Origin of the sequence: Mucilaginibacter aurantiaciroseus (genome assembly GCF_024055595.1) — a bacterium.
GTDB classification, from domain to species: Bacteria; Bacteroidota; Bacteroidia; order Sphingobacteriales; family Sphingobacteriaceae; genus Mucilaginibacter; species Mucilaginibacter aurantiaciroseus.
In genome coordinates this window covers 81070-103798 of the sequence record NZ_JAMXOF010000005.1, presented here as the reverse complement: position 1 = coordinate 103798, position 22729 = coordinate 81070, and the positions used below count along the sequence as shown (strand labels likewise).

Sequence of the window (22729 nt, the reverse complement as noted above, 5' to 3'; positions counted from 1 at the left end):
TTATAAATGAAATACAAAAGAGTCCTACTAAAGCTTAGCGGCGAATCCCTGATGGGCGAACGCCAGTACGGTATTGATAACAACCAGGTTCTGCAATACGCGTACGATATAAAAGCGGTTAAAGACGAGGGTATCGAAATTGCCATAGTTGTTGGTGGTGGTAATATTTTTAGAGGACTTAGTGCCGAAAAAAGCGGCATGGAACGCGCCCAGGCCGATTATATGGGCATGCTTGCAACCGTTATAAACTGTATGGCGCTACAAAATGCCTTGGAAAGCATTGGAGTAGAAACCCGCTTACAGTCGGCAATTAAAATGGAACAGATTTGTGAGCCATACATCCGCCGCCGCGCTATGCACCATTTGGAAGTTGGTAAAATTGTGATATTTGGTGCGGGTACAGGTAACCCATATTTTACTACGGATACAGCAGCATCATTACGTGCCATAGAGATAAAGGCAGACGTTGTACTGAAAGGTACCCGTGTGGATGGTATCTATACTGCTGACCCGGAGAAAGATCCGTTAGCAACCCGCTATGATGAGATCAGCTTCCAGGAAGTATACGACAAAGGCCTAAACGTAATGGACATGACCGCCATTACCCTTTGCCAGGAAAATAAACTTCCTATTATCGTTTTTGATATGAACAAAGAAGGCAACTTCATGAAAATTGCCAAAGGCGAACCAATTGGTACGCTGGTAAAATAAAAGCTTGTTAAGATTAAAGCCCTGCTGATTTTTAAACTGCCCCCAATAAGTATTTAACTTTTGGGGGCAGTTTATTTAGCGGGGCTTTCTTTGTTATAACTAACCGTAATTGCTGAGCGTAGCGTGGCAATCTTAGATAGACATGTCTGCGGCTCTGTAAGTATGGGATTGCTACGCTATCGTTACCGATAACGCTCGGGGGAGGTGCATGGCATACCTGGTTTATTTACGCATCCACTGTATGCTTCTCACCAATCTGTTGCCTCCACATGGCGTAATATAGGCCTTTCTGATCTATCAGATCGTGATGCTTACCGGATTCGATAATGTGCCCTTTCTCCAATACATAGATGCAATCGGCATGCATAATGGTTGACAAGCGGTGGGCTATCAATATAGTAATATGATCGTTCAGTACAGATACATCGCGGATGGTATCGGTTATTTCTTCCTCGGTAATAGAATCCAATGAAGACGTAGCCTCGTCAAATACCAATATATCCGGTTTACGGAGCAGTGCACGGGCAATGGATAAACGTTGTTTCTCTCCACCGGATACCTTTACACCACCTTCACCAATTACGGTATCCAGGCCATTATCGGCACGGGAAAGTAGGGTTTGGCAGGCAGCGCGCTGCAGTACGTTCATACATTCCTCGTCGATAGCGGTTGGGTTCACAAACAGCAAATTCTCGCGGATGGTGCCCGAGAATAATTGTGTGTCCTGGGTTACAAAACCAATTTTTTCGCGCAGCTGGTCAAGGTCAATTTCTTTGCTTAGGATATCGTTATACAAGATATCACCTTCTAACGGCTGGTACAAACCAACCAACAGCTTCACCAACGTAGTTTTACCTGATCCCGATGGCCCAACAAAGGCAATAGTTTCGCCGGTATTGGATTTAAAGCTGATATTGTTAAGCGCGTTGCGGTTTGCGGTTAGATGTTTAAAGCTTACATCGCTAAATGCGAGGCTTCGTACCTTTTCTAATAATACCGGTTTTTCCGGTTTCTTGTCGATAGGGATACTTAGGATTTTTTTAAAGTTAGCTAAAGAAACCTCGGCCTCGCGCCAGCTTAATATAACGTTACCAAGCTCCTGCAATGGGTTAAACAGGAAGAACGAATAGAATAAAAAACTAAAATATTGTCCCGGCGAAATGGTTTGCTTAAATATCAGCATTAGTAAAACTACCACCATAACACTCCGCACAAAGTTTACTGTAGTGCCTTGTACAAAGCTCATGCTCCGCACATATTTCACCTTTTTTAACTCCAGATCGAGGATCTTGTAGGTTGTTGTGTTTAGGCGTTTGATCTCTTGTTTGGCAAGGCCAAGGCTTTTAATGAGTTCAATATTTCTTAACGATTCGGTAGTTGAACCTGCCAATGCGGTGGTTTCGGCAACGATGTTTTTTTGGATCCGTTTTATCTTGCGGCTCATGGCCATGCTCACAAAGGTGATAACCGGGATAGCGGCAAAATAAACCAGCGTTACCTGATAGCTTACCGTGGCCGAGTAAACGATAACGAACACCATACCTATCAAGCTTACAAATAAAATGCTGATGAAAGCTGTGATGAATTTTTCGCAATCTAAACGTACCTTTTGCAGGATGCCCAGGGTTTCGCCGCTGCGCTGGTCCTCAAATACCTGATAGGGAAGTTCAAGGGAATGCTTAAGTCCATCCGCATACATTTCGGCACCCACCTTTTGGGTAATGATGTTTGTGAAATAATCCTGAAAATTTTTAGCTATACGCGATACCATAGCCACGCCAATAGCAAGGCCTACCAGTTTAAGCACGCCGAACATATACTCGTCATGACTAAGTACTTTATATTTCTCAATAAAGTTATCGACTATACGGCCAGTAATATAAGGATCAAGCAGGGAAAAACCGATGTTTGTAGCCGCCAAAAAGAGCGCTAATATCACCACCAAGCGGTGTTTTGAAAGATAAGAAAGTAATATTTTCATGCTTTAATACAAAAATAAAAAAAGGAATGGCTAAGCGGCTCATTCCCTTTAATTTGACAATGGGGTTAATAAGTAGTTTGTCATAATGAACTTGTCGAACCGTTAGCAAAGCGTCTTGGTCTTCGACAAGTTTAGACTGACAGTAGTATCTAACAAAAAAGGGATTAACCTTGCAGCCATCCCCTTTTCAATATTTTCATCAGGTTTAAATTAAACCGTCATGATATCTTTCTCTTTTAATTCTGATAGTTGGTCAACCTTAATAATGTAGGCATCGGTCAGTTTTTGTACTTCTGCTTCGCCAACCTTTATCTCATCTTCAGAAACACCTTCAGTTTTTAATTTTTTAATCTTTTCGTTGGCATCCTTACGAATGTTACGGATAGCAATTTTACCAGTTTCGGCTTCGCCTTTAGCTCTCTTAACCAAATCACGGCGGCGCTCCTCAGTTAGTGGTGGTACGTTTATGCGGATAATAACACCATCGTTTTGCGGGTTAAAACCCAGGTTGGCTTCTTTAATAGCTTTTTCGATAGCCGGTAGTAACGATTTTTCCCAGGGTTGTACCACAATAGTGCGTGCATCGGGTGTATTTACGCTACCTATCTGGCTTAAGGGGGTTGGTGTGCCATAGTAATCAACGCTAATATCGTCTAACATAGATGGGTTTGCTTTGCCTGCACGTATTTTGTTTAATTCGTTATCTGCGTGATCAATCGCTTTATCCATTAAAGCTTTTGCATCATTTACTTGTTTCTTAATGAGTTCGCTCATTGCTTATGATTTTTGACAAAAATAATAAAAAGTATCAAAGCCCCTTAAAATTTGCCGCTTTACCGGTAAAGAATTTATTGGCCTATCAACAAAGTATTAAGCAAGTATTTTAATTAGCTATGGGTGGTGTGTATATCAATACACCGGCGTTGCAAAATAACAACACCAAAACACTCAAAAAAGGTCAACAAAAAGCACGCTAACAAAAAATGAGAGCGTGTTTTAAAAATAATTAAAGCAAAGCACTGTGGAAAAAAAGTGCCTTGCTTTTAATAATTTTTACAGACTACCAACGGCTACCGCCGCCGCCGCCTCTGCTATCTTTAGAGTAGCCGCCACCGCCGCCACTACCACCTCTGTTATTGTCTCTTGAGTAGCCACCGCCACCGCCACCGCGGTTGCCGCCACCAAAACCACCGCCACCACCACCGGTTCTGCGATCGCCTGGTTTTTTGTCTTCTGCCTGGCTAACTGCGATTGAACGACCGCTAATTTCAGAACCGTTTAAGCCTGAAATTGCTTTTTGTGCAGCTTCGTCATCAGACATTTCAACAAATCCGAAACCTTTGCTTCTGCCGGACTCTCTGTCAATAATAACTTTCACGGTGGTTACTTCACCATAAGCTTCGAAAAGCTCTTGTAAATCTGCTTCCTCTAATGAGTACGGAAGACTTCCTACGAATATGTTCATCAAAAAATTAGTTTAGTAATGAACAGTTTTTTACCGTCCATTTATTTGTTTACACCAAATATAGAATAGAAATCAATCAATTGTGCAATTATTTATTAAACTATATTTTTTATTTTCTATTTTAACTGAAATTATAGCCTTAATTTTCACAAAACCTGCTGTATTTGATATGTTTTTTCGTTCAAAATAAATTCTTCTCCCGCTTTTTTATCTTTCATTTTAAAGCCAATAGGCGAGGCGGGGGATACTGCAACGTAAGTTTTCCCATCCAATAACAAAGTACCTGCGCTGATAGCCAGGTAAAAAATGCCGTTATCGGTCATTATCAAGCTGCCTGTTTCCGCTTTTGAGGATGATCCGTTGAACGAGATCTGGTTTAGCGCCACCATTAATTTGTTTGCTTCGTTCAGTTGGGCCAGGTTGCGGTTGGTTTCCTGCTGGGCCATTTCGCGGCCGGTTTCGTATTTATCGCCCGCGCTGCTTTTGGTGTCGTCGTTTTGGGCCTGCTGCGCTTCGGCAATAGCCTGTTCGGCTGCCTGCATTCGGGTTTGTACATAAGCAACGCACAACGTGTGCAGCTTTGCTTTTAAATCACTCATTATATATAGTTAAAAAAACGAAGATGTATAAAAAGGATGGGATTGCTAAGGCTATAAAAAATAAAAGCCCCAGGCACTTGCTGCCCGGAACTTTCAACCTAAACCTTATCACAATGTAAATGCGAGGCACTTACAAGCCTATTAACGTAATTCATATCAAAATGATACATCTATTTATAGTAATTTACAAACAAATGATATTCCGCTTTTTGTATACAACCCGATGGGGGGCGCAAACAAAATGGTAGTAAAGTGGTTAATGAATAGATTATTTAACCCCAGCAAATTATTCATCATGAATTTAAAACGTACTTTCGGAGCAATACTTACTGTATTAGGTATAATTGGCCTTATTTATACAGGCGTACAAATTATTCAACATACAGGCGCGGCTACCACTTTAATTGTAGTAGGCCTTATTGCCATCATCTTCTTTTTTACAGGGATAAGCCTTGTGCGCAATACTAAAGACGAAGCCTAATTCGTAACCGTCGGAATTATCTCTCCTGTTAAAGAAATAGTTAAACCGGGCCGGATAAAATCTGCCTCGGTTAATGCTTTAATCCGTATTGCTGCGCGGTTAAGGCTATCGGGCGTTAAACCCGATAGGTGGTTTTGACGGTATGATGTTATATGGCCCTTCAAAAACTCCCCTTTTAAATTAATGTGGATGTTGAGCAATGGTGCAAGGCCGCATACCCCGCTTACACTTATACCTTTATAGGTTACAAAGTTGCCCAAACTATAAGCTATTAAGCGGTTTTTATATAACTCCATTGCGCGTGCAACGTGCGGGCCGTGGCCTAATACCACATCTGCACCTGCATCAATGGCCGCGTGGGTAAACAGGCGCAGGTTGCCGCGGTTCTCTCCTTTAAATATCTCGGCCGAATCCGGCACATGCTCATAATCCGTACCCTCGCCACCGCCATGGAAGGACACGATCACAATATCGTTATTTGCTTTTAAATCTCTGATGATGGCTTTTGCGTTGGCTATCTGAAGCAACGAAACCGTTTGCCCGTTTGGCGAAAAGGCGCAAAACCCATATTTAATTCCATTTTTGGTAAATGATTTTGACGGATGGCTTTTAAACCCCGCGGTATGGATACCCAAGCTATCTAAAGCCTTGATAGTACTGCGTCGGCCTGCGCGGTCAAAATCGTTTGAGTGGTTATTGCCTACGCTAAGTATATCGAACCCTGCATTTTTAATAATACTTCCAAACTTAATTGGCATCCTAAATAAATACCCTTTGTGCTGAAACTTTAATTTGTAACCAACCGGCGCGCCGGTGTCTAATAACACACCCTCCAGGTTGCCAAAAGTAATATCGGCTTTTTGCAGATCCTTTAAAGCATATTTAAAACTCGTTTTTGCGCTATCGGGCGGGAGGAAGGTACTGTCGGGGTAGGATGACCCCAGCATAATATCGCCAACGGCCGCGATAGTTATAACATTATTTGTGGGTAATGTTACAATAGTATCTGTTGGATTAGCCTGCGTATGTGCCTCTGCTTTATTGAACTCCTTTTTTGCTTTAGGCTGATCACAGGCAGCTGCAAGTATCGCGATAGCTAAAAATAAAATGAACCGGGTCTTCATGATGGGGCAAAAAAAATCCTTTCATGGTTAGTGAAAGGATTAAAGATATTTAAATTTAGGTTTAATTTGCTGGTTTGTCATCGGTAGCCGATGCAGATAATTCACTTTTAAATGATTCTAATAAACGGCCGCCTTTGTAAAAATAACGGCTGTAGTAAGCTTCGTCTAAATTGCTGATGGCTACACCACGTGATGACGCGTGTGCAAACCTGTTGTTACCAAGGTAAATGCCAATGTGCGAAATGCTGCGGCTATGTATTTTAAAAAAAACAAGGTCGCCTTCTTTAAGGTCGTCTTTACCAACCGGGCTAACCATGCTAAAAATATCGCGAGAGCTACGACGGATAGGTAAGTTAAATACGTCGCTGTATAGTTGCTTGGTAAACGCTGAGCAATCAATACCTTTTTTGGATGAACCACCAAAACGGTAAGGAGTGCCAATCCAGTTATATACAAACTTGAAAAGTTTTATGTTTGAAGTTGCAGAAACCGCAACACCCATAATTTGTGAAAGGTAATCTTTAGCTAAACTCTCTTGCTCGGCATTTTCTGCAGCAAGAGCCGGAATGATTTTTGTTTGAGCTTGAGCAGCTAAAACGCTCATAAATAGTGCAATAGCAATTGTAATTTTCTTCATTTAATCTCTTTAATTGCTGAATCAGGGCAGCAAATGTATATTAAATTGGACGTTGTGTCTATTGTTGCATACAAAACTATCCAATATTTTTAAACTACCAAATTAAAAAAGAGATTTTTTTTCATAACGATTTAGGCAATATTTGTAACCATTGTTAATAATAATTTCTATTAAGTAAATTAAATCGCATTAAATTTCACAAGCAGAAACTTAATTTCAGATAAAGCGCTATTTCTTATTTAAATAATTGTTCGGCATATAGCTTTGATTTATCCGGGAGTTGATAACATAAAGCAAGGGTTAAAGCCGACTCTAAATCACCCTTTTTCGACCCGAAACCGACATTCAATAGGCGTTGAAACGAAGATTTTTTATGAAAAGATTATTGCGATAAACACGCTTTTCGCCCTATTATAAAGCGTACATTTTACACCATATCCAAATGTTATTTCGTGTTTTAAAAAAATACTATGCGTGCATTATAATGGATCCGCAAAAATTTAATCAATTGATGCTAACAAATTCATTGCAGTTTCGGTTATTTGCAGGATATAATTAGATTTGCAGTTCTCAAAGAAACTTTATTTAATAAATGAGTTCAATCGAAATAACTAAAGACACCTACCTGATGTGGTATGAGTCTATGCTCCTGATGCGTAAGTTTGAAGAAAAAACCGGTCAGTTATACGGTCAGCAAAAAATACGCGGATTTTGTCACCTGTACATTGGGCAGGAAGCTGTGTTAGCGGGCGCTATGTCTGTTATTCGCCACGAAGACAGTTTAATAACTGCCTACCGCGACCACGCACATGCTTTAGCAAAAGGGACCCATCCAAACGCCATTATGGCCGAAATGTATGGTAAAGCAACCGGATGCTCTAAAGGCAAAGGCGGTTCTATGCACATGTTCGACAAAGAAAATCATTTCTACGGCGGCCATGGCATTGTAGGCGGCCAGATCCCGATGGGTGCGGGTATTGCTTTTGCTGAAAAGTATAAAGGTACCGATAACGTAAACATTGCCTACATGGGCGATGGTGCCGTGCGCCAGGGTGCTATAACAGAAACCTTTAATATGGCTGCGCTATGGAAACTGCCTGTAATTTTTGTTTGTGAGAACAACGGTTATGCTATGGGTACATCTGTAGAGCGTACCACCATCCAAACAGATATTTATAAATTAGGCTTGCCTTACGGTATCCCTTCATCACCGGTTGATGGTATGGACCCTGTTGCGGTACATAATGCAATGGACGAGGCTGTACAACGTGCACGCCGCGGCGAAGGCCCAACCTTTTTAGAAATGCGTACTTATCGTTTCAAAGGCCACTCGATGAGTGATCCGCAGAAATACCGTACTAAAGAGGAATTGGAAAGCTATAAATCAAAAGACCCTATTGAAACAGTAAAATTGGCTATTCAAAAAAATGCCTATGCTGATGATAAATGGTTTGAAGAGATAGACGCGAAGATAAAGGCACAGGTTGATGAGGCGGTTCAGTTCTCTGAAGATTCACCTTACCCGGAAGCATCAGAGCTTTATACTGATGTGTATGTACAACAGGACTATCCGTACATCCGCGACTAATATCTTATATTTATATAAATTAACAATATTCATCACAGTATATGGCTGAAGTAGTTAAAATGCCCAAAATGAGCGATACCATGACCGAAGGGGTATTGGCGAAATGGCATAAAAAGGTTGGCGACAAGGTAAAATCGGGCGATGTTTTGGCCGAGATAGAAACCGATAAGGCCACTATGGATTTTGAATCGTACCAGGACGGCACTTTGCTTTATGTAGGTGTTGAAGAAGGTAACGCTGTACCGGTTGATACTATTATTGCCGTTTTGGGTAAAGAGGGCGAAGACTACAAAGCGCTTTTAGATGGCGGTGCTGTACCAGTAGCAGCAGAAAGTGGAAGTAAAGAAGCTGAAACAACTGCTAAAGATGATAAGAAACCTGCAACTGCAGACTCAAAACCTGTTGCTGCAACTGCCGAAAAATCTGCATCTGCAAAACCAAAGGTTGATACCTCAAGCATCCCGGCTACGGTAATACGTATGCCTTTGCTAAGCGATACCATGACCGAGGGCACCATCGAAAAATGGAACTTTAAGGTTGGTGATAAAGTAAAAGCGGATGATTCATTAGCTGATGTGGCAACCGACAAGGCTACCATGGAAGTTGTGGGTTACGAAGCAGGTACCTTATTATACATTGGTGTTAAAGAAGGCGAAGCCGTACAGGTGAATGGCATTATTGCCATTGTAGGTAAAGAAGGTACAGACATACAACCATTATTAGATAACGCTGATGGTGGTGACGGTACTATTGAAAAAGTAGCAGAAGATAGTGGCAGTGAAAAAACTGCAACTGCTTCGGCAACTACTGAGGTTGCAATTCAAGAATCAACAGGTTCTACCGAGGATGACAGCCGCGTTAAGGCGTCGCCTTTGGCACGTAAAATTGCTAAAGACAAAGGCATTAATTTAAATGATGTAAAAGGCAGCGCAGAAGGCGGCCGGATCATCAAAAAAGATATAGAAAGCTTTATACCATCTGCAAAACCTGCAGAAACCCCCAAACCACAGGAAGGCGCTGCACCAGCTGCTGCCGCAAAAGCACCGGTTGTATTGCCAACTTACACAGGCGAAGAGAAATTTACGGAAAGAAACGTTACGCAAATGCGTAAAGCCATTAGCCGCAGATTATCTGAAAGCTTGTTTACTGCCCCTCATTTTTATGTTACCATGTCGATTGATATGGACCAGGCCATTGCTGCCCGTAACAAGATGAACGAGGTTGCACCGGTGAAGATCTCCTTTAACGATTTTGTAGTAAAAGCTGTTGCTGTTTCGTTGAAACAACACCCGGCTATTAACTCATCGTTCATGGGCGATACCATCCGTACTAACCAGCATGTACACATTGGCGTAGCCGTTGCGGTTGACGAAGGCCTGTTGGTACCGGTTATTAAGTTTGCCGATGGTAAATCGTTAAGCCATATTTCGCAAGAGGTTAAGGAATACGCCGGTAAAGCAAAAGCTAAAAAATTACAACCTGCCGAAATGGAAGGTTCAACGTTCACCATATCAAACCTTGGCATGTTTGGTGTAGATGAGTTTACCGCTATAATTAACACACCAAATGCCTGTATCCTTGCCGTTAGCGGCATCCAGCAGATCCCTGTTGTTAAAAATGGAGCGGTAGTACCAGGCAACGTAATGAAGGTTACGTTAAGCGCTGATCACCGTGTGGTAGATGGCGCATCAGCAGCCGCATTCCTGCAAACACTAAAATCGTTACTGGAAGAACCGGTAAGAATGATGATATAAGCCGGAAGTCCGTAGTACGGAAGTCCGAAAAATTTAAAAGAGCGATGGGTTTACTCATCGCTCTTTTTGTTTTACAAATCACAGGCGCAAGCTTTCAGCTTGTGCCTAAATGATGTCAGCTTTTAGCTGTCGCAAGCTGAAAGCATAGGGCAAATTCGTAGAGACGCGGCGTCTCTTGCCAGGCGACAGGGTTGTTCGTTTTCATTCCCCGCAATGACGACTTTTTATTAACTTGCCTATACCATGATATACTTCTCCATCATCATCGCCGTCATTATCTGTTATTCTTTATTCCAGAGAAGACGAAAAAATGGCTCCCTTACCCAAATCACCCTCACCGATGCGCAAAAGAAACTGCTTAACCAACACATCGACTACTACAACAAACTATCAGACACCGATAAGCTTTACTTTGAAGACAGGATAGAGCAATTTCTTGATGCCGTACGCATCGAAGGCGTTGGTCTCGAAATAACCGATACCGACCGCCTGATGGTGGCTTCCAGCGCTGTGATCCCCATCTTCGCTTTTAGAGATTGGACTTACCGTAACGTTACCAATGTGCTTTTGTACCCGGATACCTTCGACAAGCAATTTCAGTTTGAAGGCAACGAAGGCGAAGGCCGCAACATCATGGGTATGGTGGGCACCGGGTACATGAACGGGCAAATGATACTATCGCGCAAAGCGCTCATCAAAGGCTTTTCTAAAAACAACGGTAAGGAAAATACCGGCATACACGAATTTGTGCACCTGCTGGATAAGGTAGATGGCGCTACCGATGGCATCCCTGAAGGTTTTTTGCCGCATGAGTATATAGAACCATGGGTGCGCATGATGCACCAGGAGATACACAAAATAGAAGCCGGGCACTCTGATATTGATGCTTACGCCACCACCAATGAAGCAGAGTTTTTCGCCGTGGTATCCGAATACTTTTTTGAGAAACCCGAGCAATTCCAGACCAAGCACCCGGAATTATATGAGATGCTGAGCCGGATCTTTGGGCAGAAGCCTGCTTAAGTATTATCGTTCAATAATAGCCATCGGAAATTTCAACCTTAATTATCTTCAAAATAACATAGCTTTAAGCACCAAAATCATAAGAAATGAAAAAAGTAATACTGATACTTTGCGTAGCGGCAGCTTTTACAGCCTGTAAACAAAAAGCAGCCGACGGTACTACCGTTGCTACCGGCGATAATAAGCAATTCGCAAAACTATTCGATAACTATTATGAAGGATATTTAAAACTCGACCCGGTATCAGCTACCTTCATTGGTGATAACCGCTATAATGATCAGTTGCCTAATGATGGCGCTGCCGATTATTTAAAAAGGGCGAAAGATTTTTATCAGTCGTACCTGGATAGCGTGAAAACTTTTAAACGCGAAGACCTGGACGATAACGATAAGCTATCTTACGATATTTTTGTTTACGAAGCACAAACCAATATTGATGGGTATAAATACCACCTGGAGTATATGCCGTTTAACCAGATCCATGCTTTCCCCCTAACCATGGGGCAATTAGGATCGGGTGGGAACGCGCAGCCATTTAAAAGCGTTAAAGACTATAACGACTGGCAAAAACGCCTTACCACGTTTGCGCCATGGGCCGATACAGCCATCGCTAATTTTAATAAAGGCATCAAAACCGGTGTAGTATTGCCAAAAGCATTAGTGGTTAAAATGATTCCGCAAATGCAAAGTTTTGTGGTGACCGATGCTACCAAAAGCATCTTTTACGACCCAATCAAAAATATCCCCGCAAGTTTTTCTGCAGCGGATAAAAAGGCGATAACCGATGCTTACAAAACAACCATCCTAACATCTGTAGTACCGGCCTACAAACGACTGGCAGATTACCTGCAAAATGTTTACCTGCCGAAATCAAGGAGTACATCCGGCTTGTCGTCGGTTACCGACGGAACGGCAAAATACGCTTACCTGGTAAAACAGCAAACCTCAACTAACCGCACACCCGAAGAGATCTACCAGACAGGATTAAGCGAAGTAGCCCGTATTGGTAAACAAATGGACAGCATCAAAACGATGGTTGGCTTTAACGGCGATAGAAAAGCCTTTTTTGAGTACATGCGGACCGACCGCAGTTTTATGCCTTATAAAACACCGGCTGATGTTTTAGCCGCTTTTGAGAATATCCACAAACGTATGGAGCCGAACCTGAAAAAGATGTTTAACAATGTGCCGAAAACACAATTCATTATCAAGCAAACAGAGGCGTTTAGGGCAGAAAGTGCCACTATCGAATATAACCAAGGCTCGGCAGATGGTAAACGGCCGGGCATATTTTACGTACCAATTGTAGATGCTACCAAATTTAACACCACCTCGGGCATGGAATCGACATTTTTACACGAGGCCATCCCGGGGCATCATTACCAGATCTCGTTAACGCAGGAGAATAACACTCTGCCAAAGTTCCGCCGTTTCCTGATAAACGAAAACGGATATGCGGAAGGATGGGCGCTATACTGCGAATCGTTAGGGAAGGAGCTGGGCTTATATACCGATCCATACCAGCATATGGGTGCTTTGGGTGATGAAATGCACCGCGCCATTCGTTTAGTAGTTGATGTGGCCATCCACACCAAAGGGATGACGCGCGAACAAGCGGTTAAATATTCGATGGATAACGAAGCGATTAGCGAACCTGCCGCTATTGCCGAAATTGAACGGTACATGGGCGCACCGGCACAGGCATTAGGCTACAAAACGGGAGCATTAAAGATATTGGAACTGCGCAAACGGTACGAGAAACAATTAGGCGCTAAATTTAACCTGGCCGAGTTTCATAACCAGGTATTAAAAGACGGCGCAATGCCGCTTAGTGTTTTAGAAACCAAAATGGATGCCTGGGCAAAAATGCAGCAGCCATAAAACTTTGATGTGCTCATGAATTTCGCGGATAGGGTAATAAACTTTAATAAACATCTGGAATATGCCGGGCCGGCACTGCCTGCCAATATCCGGGTCATGAACCCGTTTAAAGAGGAAGAGGGGAACGCGTTACAGGTATCTTCAGCGTTTTATAAAAAATATTATAGCGATGATAATAAGCGCCACCTCATCATGGGCATTAATCCCGGCAGATTTGGCAGCGGTTTAACTGGCGTGCCATTTACTGATCCTAAACGCCTAAAGTCGGAATGCGATATTGAATACGAGGGAAAGGTTACCCATGAGCCATCATCTGTTTACGTATACGAAATAATAAACGCTTATGGTGGTGCCGAAGCTTTTTACAATAAGTTTTACATCAGTTCGCTTTGTCCGCTGGGCTTTACTACCATAGATAACAAAGGCAAGGAAAAGAACTATAATTATTACGATTGCAAAGAGTTATGCACAGCAGTAACCCCGTTTATTATCGATAACATAAAAATCCAAATTGCTTTAGGCTGCTATATCGATACGTGCTTTTGTTTCGGTACGGGGCAAAACGAGAAGTTTTTAAAAAAGCTGAACAATGAGCATGGCTTTTTTAAAAAGATAGTAGCGCTGGAGCACCCCCGCTTCATTATGCAGTATAAAGCTAAAACCAAACAGATTTATATCGATAAATACCTCGAAGCTTTAAGCGGGGTTTGATCGCACCTCGAAAAAATCCAAAAAAGGTTGCAAATAGATAATTTCCATAAGCCATTTAAAAAAATTATTTTGCACCCTCTCTTGAATGAAGTTTTTTAACCGACCAGTTAAACCAGAAGATACCGCAGACGATAAGCTATTAGCAAGCTACCGGGAAAGCCGCGACCTGAAAGTTTTGGGCCACCTGTACGAGCGCTATATGCCGCTGGTTTACGGTGTGGGTTTAAAATATTTAAAGGATGAGGAACGGGCGCAGGATGCTGTGATGGCCATATTTGAGGAATTGGCGCAAAAGGTACACCAGCACGAAATAAAGCAGTTTAGGCCATGGCTATATGTGCTTAGCCGCAACCACTGCCTAATGCAACTGCGGAGTGGTAAAAAATTAGAGACCGTAACTTTAGATGAGTTTATGGAATTTACCCCGGTTTTGCATCCTGATACTGAGAATCGCGAAGAAGCCATGCAGGCTTTGGAACGTTGTTTGGAGAAGTTAACGCCGGCACAGCAACAAAGCGTTAAGTTATTTTACCTTGACGAGAAGTGTTATAAAGAAGTAGCCGACGAAACAGGCTTTACCCTAAACGAGGTAAAAAGCTACATACAAAACGGAAAGCGCAACCTTAAAATTTGTCTTGAAAAGAACAGTGGAGAATAAAAAGGCCGATATACAGCAAATACAGAAGTATCTTAACGGGGAGCTTGATGCCCGCGCTATGAATAAATTAGAGCACCGGGCACAGCATGATCCTTTTTTGATGGATGCGCTGGAAGGGTATGGTGTTGTAAAGACAGACCAGCAGAGTAATCTTGCGGCCTTGCAACAGCAATTAGAAGCCCGTACAGCAACTAAAGTGCGCCGCATGGCGCCTTGGGCGCTTACAGCAATTGCGGCAAGCGTAATAGGCTTTGCGGTGGTTTTAGGGTTGTTGTATAAAAATAGCGGCAACGATAAACAACTACCACAAGTCGCCATGATCCAGCCGGTGAAAATAGCACCTGCAGATATAACGCCGGTGGTGATAGGCAAACAGGCGGAGCAGGTTATTACAACACCACAAAAGCAAACTATAGCATTTAAAAGGAAAGCGCCTGCTAAACCATTTGCACCAATCAACATAGATACAAAAGCAAATGCGGCTGTTCAACAGAAGGATATTACCACCGCAAGCCTTGCTGCTGCCAAAAACGAACCGGCTATTAGTGTATTAGAAGAAATGGTTGCTTCGGACATAATAGCAAACAAAAAACAGGATACTGTTTTGGATGGCGAATTTATAGCGATCAACAAAAATGCATCGCAACTTACGGTTATAAAAAGCAAGGCCGCGGGTGCCGGCATCACTACCCGCCCCGGGAAAGCAACTGATAATAACCCTACAGCATTGGCCAATGCCGGGCTGCCACCAAATTTAATGGCAGGTGCAGTTATAGACCGTAAAGACGCCCAGCCCCTGCCCGATGCATCAGGAAGGGTAAATGCAAAAACGGTTACAACCGCCCAGGCAGATGCTTATGGTTATATCAGGCCCGATATTAAGAAAGATGATGGTAATGCAGAGGTTTCGTCTTTCGGTACCAAATCATCTAAAAATAATGATAGTGCCGCGGCAAAGGATAAAACTTCACCGATTTTAAGGCAGTTGGCTATCGCCGATAAAAATATTGCCAAAACCGCGAATGCCCGCCCCTTAGTGGGCTGGGATGATTATAGAAAACACCTGCTGCAGAATGCTGTTAGTCCGGATGGTAAAGCAGGAACGGTTGAATTGAAAGTAACCATTAACCCAAATGGATCAATTGCCGAGGTTGCAATAACCCAAGGTTTAAGTATCGCTGCCGATGTAAAAGCGATCAGCATTATCCAAAATGGCCCGGGTTGGGTTGGTAATAGCTCTGGTAAAGCTGAAGATGTGAAAGTTAAGGTGGAGTTTCATAAGTAGGCGGCAATTTCTCCGTGCGTCATTGCTTCGTATCTTGCAATGACGGTGTTGCTTAGCGCAATTACAAATAACCAAAAAAGGCGATAGGATCTAAAACCTATCGCCTTTTTCATATCAGGTAAAAACGTATTACTTCTTATTCTTATCGTAATAACCAAATACCTTTTGTAATAGCGGTGTGGTACGTGCACCAAAGTTTTGGCGAATGTTTAGTTCTTCCTGGGCAATTTCTACAAACAGCCCCTCGATAGCGCGTTGGGTAACGTAATCGCTTATATCCGGGTTTACTTTGCTTACAAATGGCACTTTGTTATAGGCGTTTGCAGCATCAGTGTAATATTTTGTTGCGCCCACTTTGTTTAAGCTGGTTTCTATAACCGGTTTAAAGCCAGCGGCCAATGCCATAGTGGTGCTGCGTTTGAAGTATTGGGTGGCAGCATCTTTATTTCCTAAAAGGATGTTGGTTACATCCGTTAGGGTCATTTGTTTAATGGCGTTAACAAAAATTGGTTTTGCTTTGCCTGCGGCATCTTCTGCTGCACGGTTAAGGGAAAGGATAACGTTATCTGCTAATTTGCCCAAGCCAATGCTACGCAGTGTTTTCTCAACCTTTAGTGCCTCGGGCGGAAAAAGTATTTTAATAGCGGCATTGCCAAAGAAACCATTTACAGCCGATAGCTGGTCTGAACTTTTGCCGGTACCTATTTCAAGGGCTTGTTTAAGGCCGTTGTTAATTTCGAGGTTAGTGGGGTTACCCAACTGGTTTACCGTGGTTTGAGCAACCTGGCTAAGCGTATCGCAGCTGCAAAATAAAATGAACAGGAACGGGATAAGGATAAGCGATTTTTTCATACTATAAAGTAAGCAAATTTACTGCCAGTAATGCAGGTATTAGATGTGCCTTACCAACATAAACATAAGGCCGGCAATAAGTGCCGAAATAGGGATGGTAATTATCCATGCCCAAACCAGGTTTATGGTAACACCCCAGCGCACTGCCGACACACGTTTTGTTAACCCAACCCCAATGATAGAGCCTGTAATAGTATGCGTAGTTGAAACCGGGATAGCAAAATGCTCGGTAATAAATAAGGTTATCGCACCGGCAGTTTCAGCCGCTACACCCTCTAAAGGGGTTATCTTGGTGATCTTAGAACCCATAGTTTTCACGATCTTCCAACCGCCAGACATGGTACCTAATGATATTGCAGTGTAACAAGACAGTGGGATCCACTCGGGCATCGGCGCGCCGCTGTTCACAACCTTCGCCGCCACTAAACTTACATATAAGATACCCATTACTTTTTGGGCATCATTAGTTCCATGCGCAAAACTTAATGCCGCAGCAGATACCAGCTGTAGCCTCTTAAACCAACGCTCGGCCGTAACCGGCTTGGCCTTTTTACAAACATGCAGGATAAAAATGGTTATAAAGTAAGCAATGAATAAACCAATAAAAGGCGCCAATACGATATAGGCAACGATCTTGATAATATAAACAGAGTTAATGGCAGCCATAGCAGGCTGGCCCATAAATAGTGCATTGGTTATACCCGCGCCTGCAAAACCACCAATAAGAGTGTGCGATGAACTGGAAGGAATCCCAAACCACCAGGTAGTTAAATTCCAGGTGATGGCGGCGATAAGGCCGGCCAGTACAACGTGCAGGGTGATGAATTCTTCGTGAACAGTTTTAGCAACCGTGTTGGCTACTTTATGGTCTTTAATAAAAAAGTAAGCGGCAAAATTAAATACAGCAGCAAGCAATACCGCCTGGAAGGGCGTTAGCACCTTGGTTGATACAATAGTAGCTATAGAGTTGGCCGCATCATGAAAACCATTAGTGTAATCAAAAATAAGCGCCAGGGCAATTACAGCAACAAGTAGGGTAGTAACCATTTAGAAGGATATAAATTATGCTTAGGCGTTTTTTATAAGTATAGATTCCATCACGTTAGCGGCATCTTCACACATGTCTGTAGCGGTTTCAAGCGCGGCTAAAATCTCTTTATATTTGATCAGGCGTATAGCATCTGTTTCGTAAAGAAACAAATCGGCAACGGCGCGGTCAAAAACGTAATCGGCCTGGTTTTCTACACTGTTTATGCGGATGCAAGAATCTGCAATGGCGCGTACGTTACGTAAGTCTTTCAATTCGCGTACTGCTTTTTCAAGATCAGTACCGGCCTGTAGTATCAGTTCAGATAATTTACGGATGTGCTCGTTAAAATCATCTATCCTGTAAAGCAGCATACGGTTAGCCGCGCCATGGATATAATCGGCAATATCATCAATAGCGGTAGCTAAAGCATGGATATCCTCACGATCGAAAGGGGTGATAAAGTTTTTTCCAAGTTCAAGATAAATCTGGTGGGTAAGCTCATCGCCCTTATTCTCTAACTTATCAATCTGCCTGAAAAGTTCTTCGCGGGTGGCAGGGTTAACCGAGTTAACGGCTTCAACCAAAATGGTTGCCATGCTTACAACATTACTTGCTGCCTGCTCAAAAAGCGGGAAGAACGTTTTTTTATCCTTTGGTACAAAATACTGGAATATACTGTTAAGTGACATCTTGGTTCGTAAAATTTCGATAAAGGTACAGTTGCAATGTTAAGTTAATGTTAATTTTTTAACACTGGTATATTTGGGAAGGGTAAAGTTTGTTTGGCAATTTGCAACGTGAAGCCAAAGGTCGATCCCATGCCCTCGGTGCTGCGTACATTAATGGTTTGCTGGTGCGCTTCCACAATATGCTTAACAATAGCCAGCCCCAAACCCGAGCCGCCAATTTGCCTGGAACGGCTGGTGTCTGTACGGTAAAACCTTTCAAATAAGCGCGGCAGGAACTTTTCTTCGATGCCTATACCATCATCGGTAACTTCCACCAATACCTGCTCGTGGAGGGTAAAGGTGCTCACCGAGGTATCGCCACCCTCTTTGCCATATTTAAAGGAATTATCTATCAGGTTCACCAACACCTGGCGTATTTTTTCACGGTCGGCGTTAACAAATATGCCGTCGTCATATTTTTGTTTAAACGTTAATTTAATATTGTGCTGTGTGGATTTTAATTCCAAAGATTCAAAAACCTCTTTGATGAGGTCGTTAATTTTAAACTTGCTGTAATTAATAGGTATCTCACCTGATTCCAGCTTCGAGATCTCATCCAGGTCGTTGATCAGGTAGCTTAAACGGTCAACATTTTTTGATGCTTTTTCGAGGAATTGCAAGGCGAGTTGTTTATCTTCCAATTCATCGTCCTGCAAAGCTTCTATATATCCCTGTATAGCAAAAAGGGGGGTTTTAAACTCGTGTGAGATATTAGAAAGGAAATCCCTGCGGAATTTTTCCTGTTTTTTAAGGTCGTCGATCTCGCTTTTCTTTTGCTTGGCCCACTCTTTTACTTCCTGCTCAACATCGTTTATAGGGTCGGCGCTTACGTGTTCGCCAAGCGCGTCGCGTAGGTCGCGGCCAAGTTTAAGGTTATGGATAAGCTTATAAATAAGCTTAATTTTTGAGTAGATGTATTTCTCTATCAGGTAGTAAAAAACAATATAACTGGTAATGAAGGTAACCAGGAAGGTTATCATTACATCGTACCACTTGTGCTGAAAGTAGTAATTTACTGCCGATAAGGTGATGGCAACGGCGGCAGCGTTAATCAGGATCAATACGCGCAATTTCATAGTATAAAGTTACTATTTGTAAACGGTTATAATTAACACAGAAGCAGACCGCTGTGTTAATTAATTGTTATTATTTGCCGCGCGGATAAAAAGCGGAGATTATTTTGCGGCCTCGGCTTCAAAATTAATGGTGACATCGTCGCTCATGGTCATGCTGTTGCCGCCAATTTTAAAATCTTTACGGTTTATTTTAAAGCTGCCATTAAATAAGTTACCTGTGGCTACTGTAGTGTATGTAAATGGCACTTCAACAGTTTTGGTAATGCCTTTTACGGTCAAATTAAAAACACCGGTAAAGTTATTGCCGCTGTTCTTTTTAAAAGATACCGACGACAGGCTCATTTTCGGATATTTCTGCACATCGAAGTAGTCGTCCCTTTTCAGATGCTCATCGCGCATATCGTTATCGGTGTTGATTGCATTAACATCCGCAGTAGCTTCAATTTTGCTGGTTGCCAGCTTAGCGGGGTCAAAGGCTATATTACCTTGCACGCCACCAATTACGCCGCCGGTTTTAATGCCGAGGTTCTTCAACCCGAACGAGATCTTAGCTTTCGTAATATTGTTTTGTGCGAACGCACTTGTGCCAATGATCAGGAAAGCTATGGTTACTATAATATTTTTCATGTTGCAATATGACGGTTTTATCCCGGCAGGGTTTAATGCTGGTGTAATTTTACTTTGATCCGATATTAAAACTCCACGTGCGCCCTAACCGATAATACATTTACCGGCCCGCGGTCCTTATTATAAGCGGGGTTGGCTATGAACTGATAATCGGGAGAGATCCAAAGTTTATGCTGATACGCGTTTATCTTGTAATATACCTCAGCAATTAACTCGGGCGAGTAGTTCAACTGGCCATCACCAATAATAAAACCGTAACCGCCTGCGGCCAAATAATTCTTATGATCATTTGAGATGCCATTACCTACGAAAGCAAGGCCCAGTTCGTCATCCTTACGGCTCCACCTGTTGCCTTTAAGCACAGCACCAAGGCTTATCGAGCGGTCAATCTCTGTAAAGGCCCAGGTCTCGGTTTTGCCATCGTTGTAGCTTGCTTTGGCAAATACGCCAAAATCATCGCTCAGGTACTGGTCGGCATTAATGCCGAAACCATATTTATGGCGGCCGTAACCCTGTGTAGCATCCACATCCGGCGCGGCAGGGTTTAGGTTAATGGCATCGCGGTAAACGCCCATTATCCCGTTATTACGAAAACCCAGTAACCTCAATGTGCCTTTATGCCCATTTAAAGTATAGCGCCTTTCATACTCTAATGTTTGGGTATTGGCGTGGCTAAGGTGCTCATCCCAGGTAGATCCGTTAGCGGTTGTAGTTGTCATGGTAAATGCAAAGCGCAGGTTCCAGTTGGGTTGTGCAAAGTCGGCCATTGCACCTATTACATAACCACGTGTGTTGGCGGGGTAATCCCATGCGGCGTTATCCATCAAACTCCAGTTCATAAATTGAGAACGTGGGTCATGGCTAAATTCGTTACCGTCAAAAAAATCGGCCATGCCAAACTTACCTGCGGTAATTTTTAGGTAGCGTTTGCTGCGCATGCCTGCCAGTTGGTTTACATCATCTTCAATAAATTCTGTCTCATCGCCAAAATTAAAATACTGGGTAAGGTAAAGGCGTGCTAAATAGATCTTAGGCTCGGCAGCGCCTACGCGAAAAGTTTCGCCATTTGGGAAACCCGCTATACCCAACGTTTTGCTTAAGCCCGATCCTCCGCTTAATTCAGGGTTTAAATAGGCCTCAGCACCTTTCCATAACCTTGCGCCGCCAAATAGTGTACTTGTTAATGATGTTTGGGTTTCGGCATTTGGGATCAAACTATTTTGCCCGGTGTATGGCGCAGAGAACTGCGGCTTGTACTGCATGATAATCGTTTGCTGAAAATGCAGGTTAAAACGCTGGTTTTTTATAGTATCCTGCGCAGCGGCAAGTTTGGCTATGCCTAATAATATGGTTAATGAAAGTAAAGTTTTTTTCATACTGATGAAAAGTTGGGTGAGGTATTTAGTTTATTGTACTTCGGTATAAAATTGCTCCAAAAAGGTTTCCATAAAATTATGGCGTTGCAGGGCCATTTGCTTGCCCGTTTCGGTATTCATTTTATCCTTTAGTAAAAGTAGCTTTTCGTAAAAGTGATTAATGGTAGGGGCTTTGGTGTTTTTATATTCTTCCTTGCTCATGGTAAGGTTGGGTTTAATTTCGGGGTTGTAGATCTCCCTGTCCTTAAAGCCGCCGTAAGTAAATGCGCGGGCTATGCCAATTGCGCCTATGGCATCCAGCCTGTCGGCATCCTGTACTATGGCTAATTCTTTGGAGTGAAAAGTTGTTTTATCAAAGCTTGCCTTAAACGACATATGCCTGATGATCTGCTGAACATGGATCACAACATCTTCATCAACATTAATGCTGTGTAGGAATTTACCTGCAGTGGCAGGGCCAATTTCTTCGTCGCCATTGTGGAATTTGCTATCGGCAATATCATGCAGCAGGGCGGCAAGTTCAACGGTAAGCAGATCGCAATTCTCGGTATTAGCGATGTGTTTGGCATTGGTCCAAACGCGCTGGATATGCCACCAATCGTGCCCGCCTTCGGCATTTTTTAGCGTGTCCTGAACAAAGGTTACTGTTTTTTGGATTATAGCGGGTTTAGTCATATCTGCAAATTACTGTGCAAATATAGCAGGATGGTAATTATAATTACCCTTTTTTAGCCAGTTAAGCGACTTCCGCTTCTGTGGTGTTGATTAGATCAATCAGGTCGGTATCTATTATCTCAGCTATTTGAAACAAACGCTCAACAGTAATTTTTGTATAGCCCAACTCTATTTTACTGTAGGCGTTTTGGGATATATTCAGTTTCGCGGCTAAATACTCTTGTGTATAGTTCAGTTCCTCACGTTTGTTGCGAATGTTGGCAGCGACGGCTTTAACTTTATAATTTAGCATCTTACACATTGTGTTTAATTAAGATATTAACATATAAACGAAATAGGAGTGAGTGCGGATTTTAAAAAATGATTTTTAACGGTTTTTTAGGGAGTGTAAATAACGGAAGTGTAACGGATTTTTAAAACAAGAAAAGCGGCTATTAGCCGCTTTTCTTGTTTTACCCCAAAAGGAAT

At 42.6% G+C, this 22729-nt stretch carries 23 protein-coding genes; 9 read left to right on the top strand and 14 right to left on the bottom strand.

All coding sequences use genetic code 11. The features are described from left to right. Positions 1–6: 6 nt before the first annotated feature. Positions 7–711 (top strand): UMP kinase, encoded by a 705-nt coding sequence (pyrH, locus tag NAF17_RS17825; RefSeq protein WP_252759383.1) that lies wholly within the window; start codon positions 7–9, stop codon positions 709–711. Between the two features lie 226 nt (positions 712–937). On the opposite strand, the gene NAF17_RS17820 is transcribed toward pyrH, so the two are convergent. From NAF17_RS17820 to NAF17_RS17805, 4 genes are all read right to left on the bottom strand, one after another. After that, on the bottom strand, positions 938–2692 hold the full coding sequence (locus tag NAF17_RS17820; protein WP_252759382.1) for an ABC transporter ATP-binding protein: 1755 nt from the start codon (positions 2690–2692) through the stop codon (positions 938–940). Positions 2693–2902: 210 nt separating this feature from the next. Continuing rightward, complete coding sequence (gene frr, locus NAF17_RS17815) at positions 2903–3466, bottom strand: ribosome recycling factor (protein WP_252759381.1); 564 nt, start codon at positions 3464–3466, stop codon at positions 2903–2905. 286 nt (positions 3467–3752) lie between these two features. After that, positions 3753–4157, bottom strand: coding sequence for an RNA-binding regulator (gene rbp / locus NAF17_RS17810; protein ID WP_252759380.1), 405 nt, complete (start codon positions 4155–4157; stop codon positions 3753–3755). A 146-nt stretch (positions 4158–4303) separates the two neighbouring features. Next, on the bottom strand, positions 4304–4756 hold the full coding sequence (locus tag NAF17_RS17805; RefSeq protein WP_252759379.1) for a 3-oxoacyl-ACP synthase: 453 nt from the start codon (positions 4754–4756) through the stop codon (positions 4304–4306). A 295-nt stretch (positions 4757–5051) separates the two neighbouring features. Here NAF17_RS17805 and NAF17_RS17800 point away from each other — a divergent pair, with 295 nt between their 5' ends. Beyond that, positions 5052–5237 (top strand): hypothetical protein, encoded by a 186-nt coding sequence (locus NAF17_RS17800; RefSeq protein WP_252759378.1) that lies wholly within the window; start codon positions 5052–5054, stop codon positions 5235–5237. On the opposite strand, the gene NAF17_RS17795 is transcribed toward NAF17_RS17800, so the two are convergent. Beyond that, entirely contained in the window at positions 5234–6361 is a 1128-nt protein-coding gene (locus tag NAF17_RS17795; protein ID WP_252759377.1) for a CapA family protein, read from the bottom strand. The genes NAF17_RS17800 and NAF17_RS17795 overlap by 4 nt on opposite strands. 61 nt (positions 6362–6422) lie before the next feature. After that, positions 6423–6998, bottom strand: a complete 576-nt coding sequence (locus NAF17_RS17790) for a C40 family peptidase (RefSeq protein WP_252759376.1) — start codon at positions 6996–6998, stop codon at positions 6423–6425. A gap of 592 nt (positions 6999–7590) precedes the next feature. Here NAF17_RS17790 and pdhA point away from each other — a divergent pair. The 7 genes from pdhA (at position 7591) to NAF17_RS17755 (ending at position 15897) form a co-directional block, all read left to right on the top strand. Further along, positions 7591–8586, top strand: a complete 996-nt coding sequence (gene pdhA, locus NAF17_RS17785; protein WP_252759375.1) for a pyruvate dehydrogenase (acetyl-transferring) E1 component subunit alpha — start codon at positions 7591–7593, stop codon at positions 8584–8586. A 41-nt stretch (positions 8587–8627) separates the two neighbouring features. Beyond that, positions 8628–10340 carry a dihydrolipoamide acetyltransferase family protein gene (locus NAF17_RS17780; protein WP_252759374.1) on the top strand — a complete coding sequence of 571 codons (1713 nt, stop codon included), beginning with the start codon at positions 8628–8630 and terminating at the stop codon, positions 10338–10340. Positions 10341–10583: 243 nt separating this feature from the next. Next, positions 10584–11363 (top strand): M90 family metallopeptidase, encoded by a 780-nt coding sequence (locus NAF17_RS17775; RefSeq protein ID WP_252759373.1) that lies wholly within the window; start codon positions 10584–10586, stop codon positions 11361–11363. 86 nt (positions 11364–11449) lie between these two features. Further along, positions 11450–13243: a DUF885 domain-containing protein gene (locus tag NAF17_RS17770; RefSeq protein ID WP_252759372.1), complete on the top strand. Its 1794-nt coding sequence runs from the start codon at positions 11450–11452 to the stop codon at positions 13241–13243. Between the two features lie 15 nt (positions 13244–13258). Continuing rightward, the gene (locus NAF17_RS17765; RefSeq protein ID WP_252759371.1) at positions 13259–13954 is read left to right on the top strand and encodes a uracil-DNA glycosylase family protein; all 696 of its coding nucleotides are present in this window, start codon (positions 13259–13261) and stop codon (positions 13952–13954) included. 85 nt (positions 13955–14039) lie between these two features. Further along, the gene (locus NAF17_RS17760; RefSeq protein ID WP_252759370.1) at positions 14040–14612 is read left to right on the top strand and encodes an RNA polymerase sigma factor; all 573 of its coding nucleotides are present in this window, start codon (positions 14040–14042) and stop codon (positions 14610–14612) included. Then, positions 14590–15897 carry an energy transducer TonB gene (locus NAF17_RS17755; RefSeq protein WP_252759369.1) on the top strand — a complete coding sequence of 436 codons (1308 nt, stop codon included), beginning with the start codon at positions 14590–14592 and terminating at the stop codon, positions 15895–15897. Before NAF17_RS17760 ends, NAF17_RS17755 begins: the two co-directional genes overlap by 23 nt. Positions 15898–16026: 129 nt before the next feature. On the opposite strand, the gene NAF17_RS17750 is transcribed toward NAF17_RS17755, so the two are convergent. The 8 genes from NAF17_RS17750 to NAF17_RS17715 all read right to left on the bottom strand — a co-directional run bounded on the left by NAF17_RS17750 (position 16027) and on the right by NAF17_RS17715 (position 22562). After that, complete coding sequence (locus NAF17_RS17750) at positions 16027–16749, bottom strand: DUF4197 domain-containing protein (protein ID WP_252759368.1); 723 nt, start codon at positions 16747–16749, stop codon at positions 16027–16029. 39 nt (positions 16750–16788) lie between these two features. Beyond that, the gene (locus NAF17_RS17745; RefSeq protein WP_252759367.1) at positions 16789–17796 is read right to left on the bottom strand and encodes an inorganic phosphate transporter; all 1008 of its coding nucleotides are present in this window, start codon (positions 17794–17796) and stop codon (positions 16789–16791) included. 21 nt (positions 17797–17817) lie between these two features. Further along, entirely contained in the window at positions 17818–18468 is a 651-nt protein-coding gene (locus NAF17_RS17740) for a DUF47 domain-containing protein (RefSeq protein WP_067059170.1), read from the bottom strand. A 50-nt stretch (positions 18469–18518) separates the two neighbouring features. Further along, complete coding sequence (locus tag NAF17_RS17735) at positions 18519–19583, bottom strand: sensor histidine kinase (protein WP_252759366.1); 1065 nt, start codon at positions 19581–19583, stop codon at positions 18519–18521. A 99-nt stretch (positions 19584–19682) separates the two neighbouring features. Continuing rightward, entirely contained in the window at positions 19683–20210 is a 528-nt protein-coding gene (locus NAF17_RS17730) for a YceI family protein (protein WP_252759365.1), read from the bottom strand. A 65-nt stretch (positions 20211–20275) separates the two neighbouring features. Continuing rightward, positions 20276–21586: a carbohydrate porin gene (locus tag NAF17_RS17725; protein WP_252759364.1), complete on the bottom strand. Its 1311-nt coding sequence runs from the start codon at positions 21584–21586 to the stop codon at positions 20276–20278. A 30-nt stretch (positions 21587–21616) separates the two neighbouring features. Continuing rightward, positions 21617–22261, bottom strand: a complete 645-nt coding sequence (locus tag NAF17_RS17720; RefSeq protein ID WP_252759363.1) for an HD domain-containing protein — start codon at positions 22259–22261, stop codon at positions 21617–21619. Positions 22262–22322: 61 nt separating this feature from the next. Beyond that, entirely contained in the window at positions 22323–22562 is a 240-nt protein-coding gene (locus NAF17_RS17715; protein WP_252759362.1) for a helix-turn-helix domain-containing protein, read from the bottom strand. Positions 22563–22729 lie beyond the last annotated feature (167 nt).

Bases quoted from the DNA above. Each gene is read 5' to 3' on its own strand.
- NAF17_RS17740 (WP_067059170.1), bottom strand. From the start codon at position 18,468: ATGTCACTTAACAGTATATTCCAGTATTTTGTACCAAAGGATAAAAAA.
- NAF17_RS17765 (WP_252759371.1), top strand. From the start codon at position 13,259: ATGAATTTCGCGGATAGGGTAATAAACTTTAATAAACATCTGGAATAT.
- NAF17_RS17715 (WP_252759362.1), bottom strand. From the start codon at position 22,562: ATGTGTAAGATGCTAAATTATAAAGTTAAAGCCGTCGCTGCCAACATT.
- NAF17_RS17795 (WP_252759377.1), bottom strand. From the start codon at position 6,361: ATGAAGACCCGGTTCATTTTATTTTTAGCTATCGCGATACTTGCAGCT.
- NAF17_RS17770 (WP_252759372.1), top strand. From the start codon at position 11,450: ATGAAAAAAGTAATACTGATACTTTGCGTAGCGGCAGCTTTTACAGCC.
- NAF17_RS17780 (WP_252759374.1), top strand. From the start codon at position 8,628: ATGGCTGAAGTAGTTAAAATGCCCAAAATGAGCGATACCATGACCGAA.
- NAF17_RS17725 (WP_252759364.1), bottom strand. From the start codon at position 21,586: ATGAAAAAAACTTTACTTTCATTAACCATATTATTAGGCATAGCCAAA.
- NAF17_RS17745 (WP_252759367.1), bottom strand. From the start codon at position 17,796: ATGGTTACTACCCTACTTGTTGCTGTAATTGCCCTGGCGCTTATTTTT.
- NAF17_RS17820 (WP_252759382.1), bottom strand. From the start codon at position 2,692: ATGAAAATATTACTTTCTTATCTTTCAAAACACCGCTTGGTGGTGATA.
- NAF17_RS17735 (WP_252759366.1), bottom strand. From the start codon at position 19,583: ATGAAATTGCGCGTATTGATCCTGATTAACGCTGCCGCCGTTGCCATC.
- NAF17_RS17720 (WP_252759363.1), bottom strand. From the start codon at position 22,261: ATGACTAAACCCGCTATAATCCAAAAAACAGTAACCTTTGTTCAGGAC.
- pdhA (WP_252759375.1), top strand. From the start codon at position 7,591: ATGAGTTCAATCGAAATAACTAAAGACACCTACCTGATGTGGTATGAG.
- NAF17_RS17730 (WP_252759365.1), bottom strand. From the start codon at position 20,210: ATGAAAAATATTATAGTAACCATAGCTTTCCTGATCATTGGCACAAGT.
- NAF17_RS17775 (WP_252759373.1), top strand. From the start codon at position 10,584: ATGATATACTTCTCCATCATCATCGCCGTCATTATCTGTTATTCTTTA.
- rbp (WP_252759380.1), bottom strand. From the start codon at position 4,157: ATGAACATATTCGTAGGAAGTCTTCCGTACTCATTAGAGGAAGCAGAT.
- pyrH (WP_252759383.1), top strand. From the start codon at position 7: ATGAAATACAAAAGAGTCCTACTAAAGCTTAGCGGCGAATCCCTGATG.
- NAF17_RS17750 (WP_252759368.1), bottom strand. From the start codon at position 16,749: ATGAAAAAATCGCTTATCCTTATCCCGTTCCTGTTCATTTTATTTTGC.
- NAF17_RS17800 (WP_252759378.1), top strand. From the start codon at position 5,052: ATGAATTTAAAACGTACTTTCGGAGCAATACTTACTGTATTAGGTATA.
- frr (WP_252759381.1), bottom strand. From the start codon at position 3,466: ATGAGCGAACTCATTAAGAAACAAGTAAATGATGCAAAAGCTTTAATG.
- NAF17_RS17790 (WP_252759376.1), bottom strand. From the start codon at position 6,998: ATGAAGAAAATTACAATTGCTATTGCACTATTTATGAGCGTTTTAGCT.
- NAF17_RS17805 (WP_252759379.1), bottom strand. From the start codon at position 4,756: ATGAGTGATTTAAAAGCAAAGCTGCACACGTTGTGCGTTGCTTATGTA.
- NAF17_RS17760 (WP_252759370.1), top strand. From the start codon at position 14,040: ATGAAGTTTTTTAACCGACCAGTTAAACCAGAAGATACCGCAGACGAT.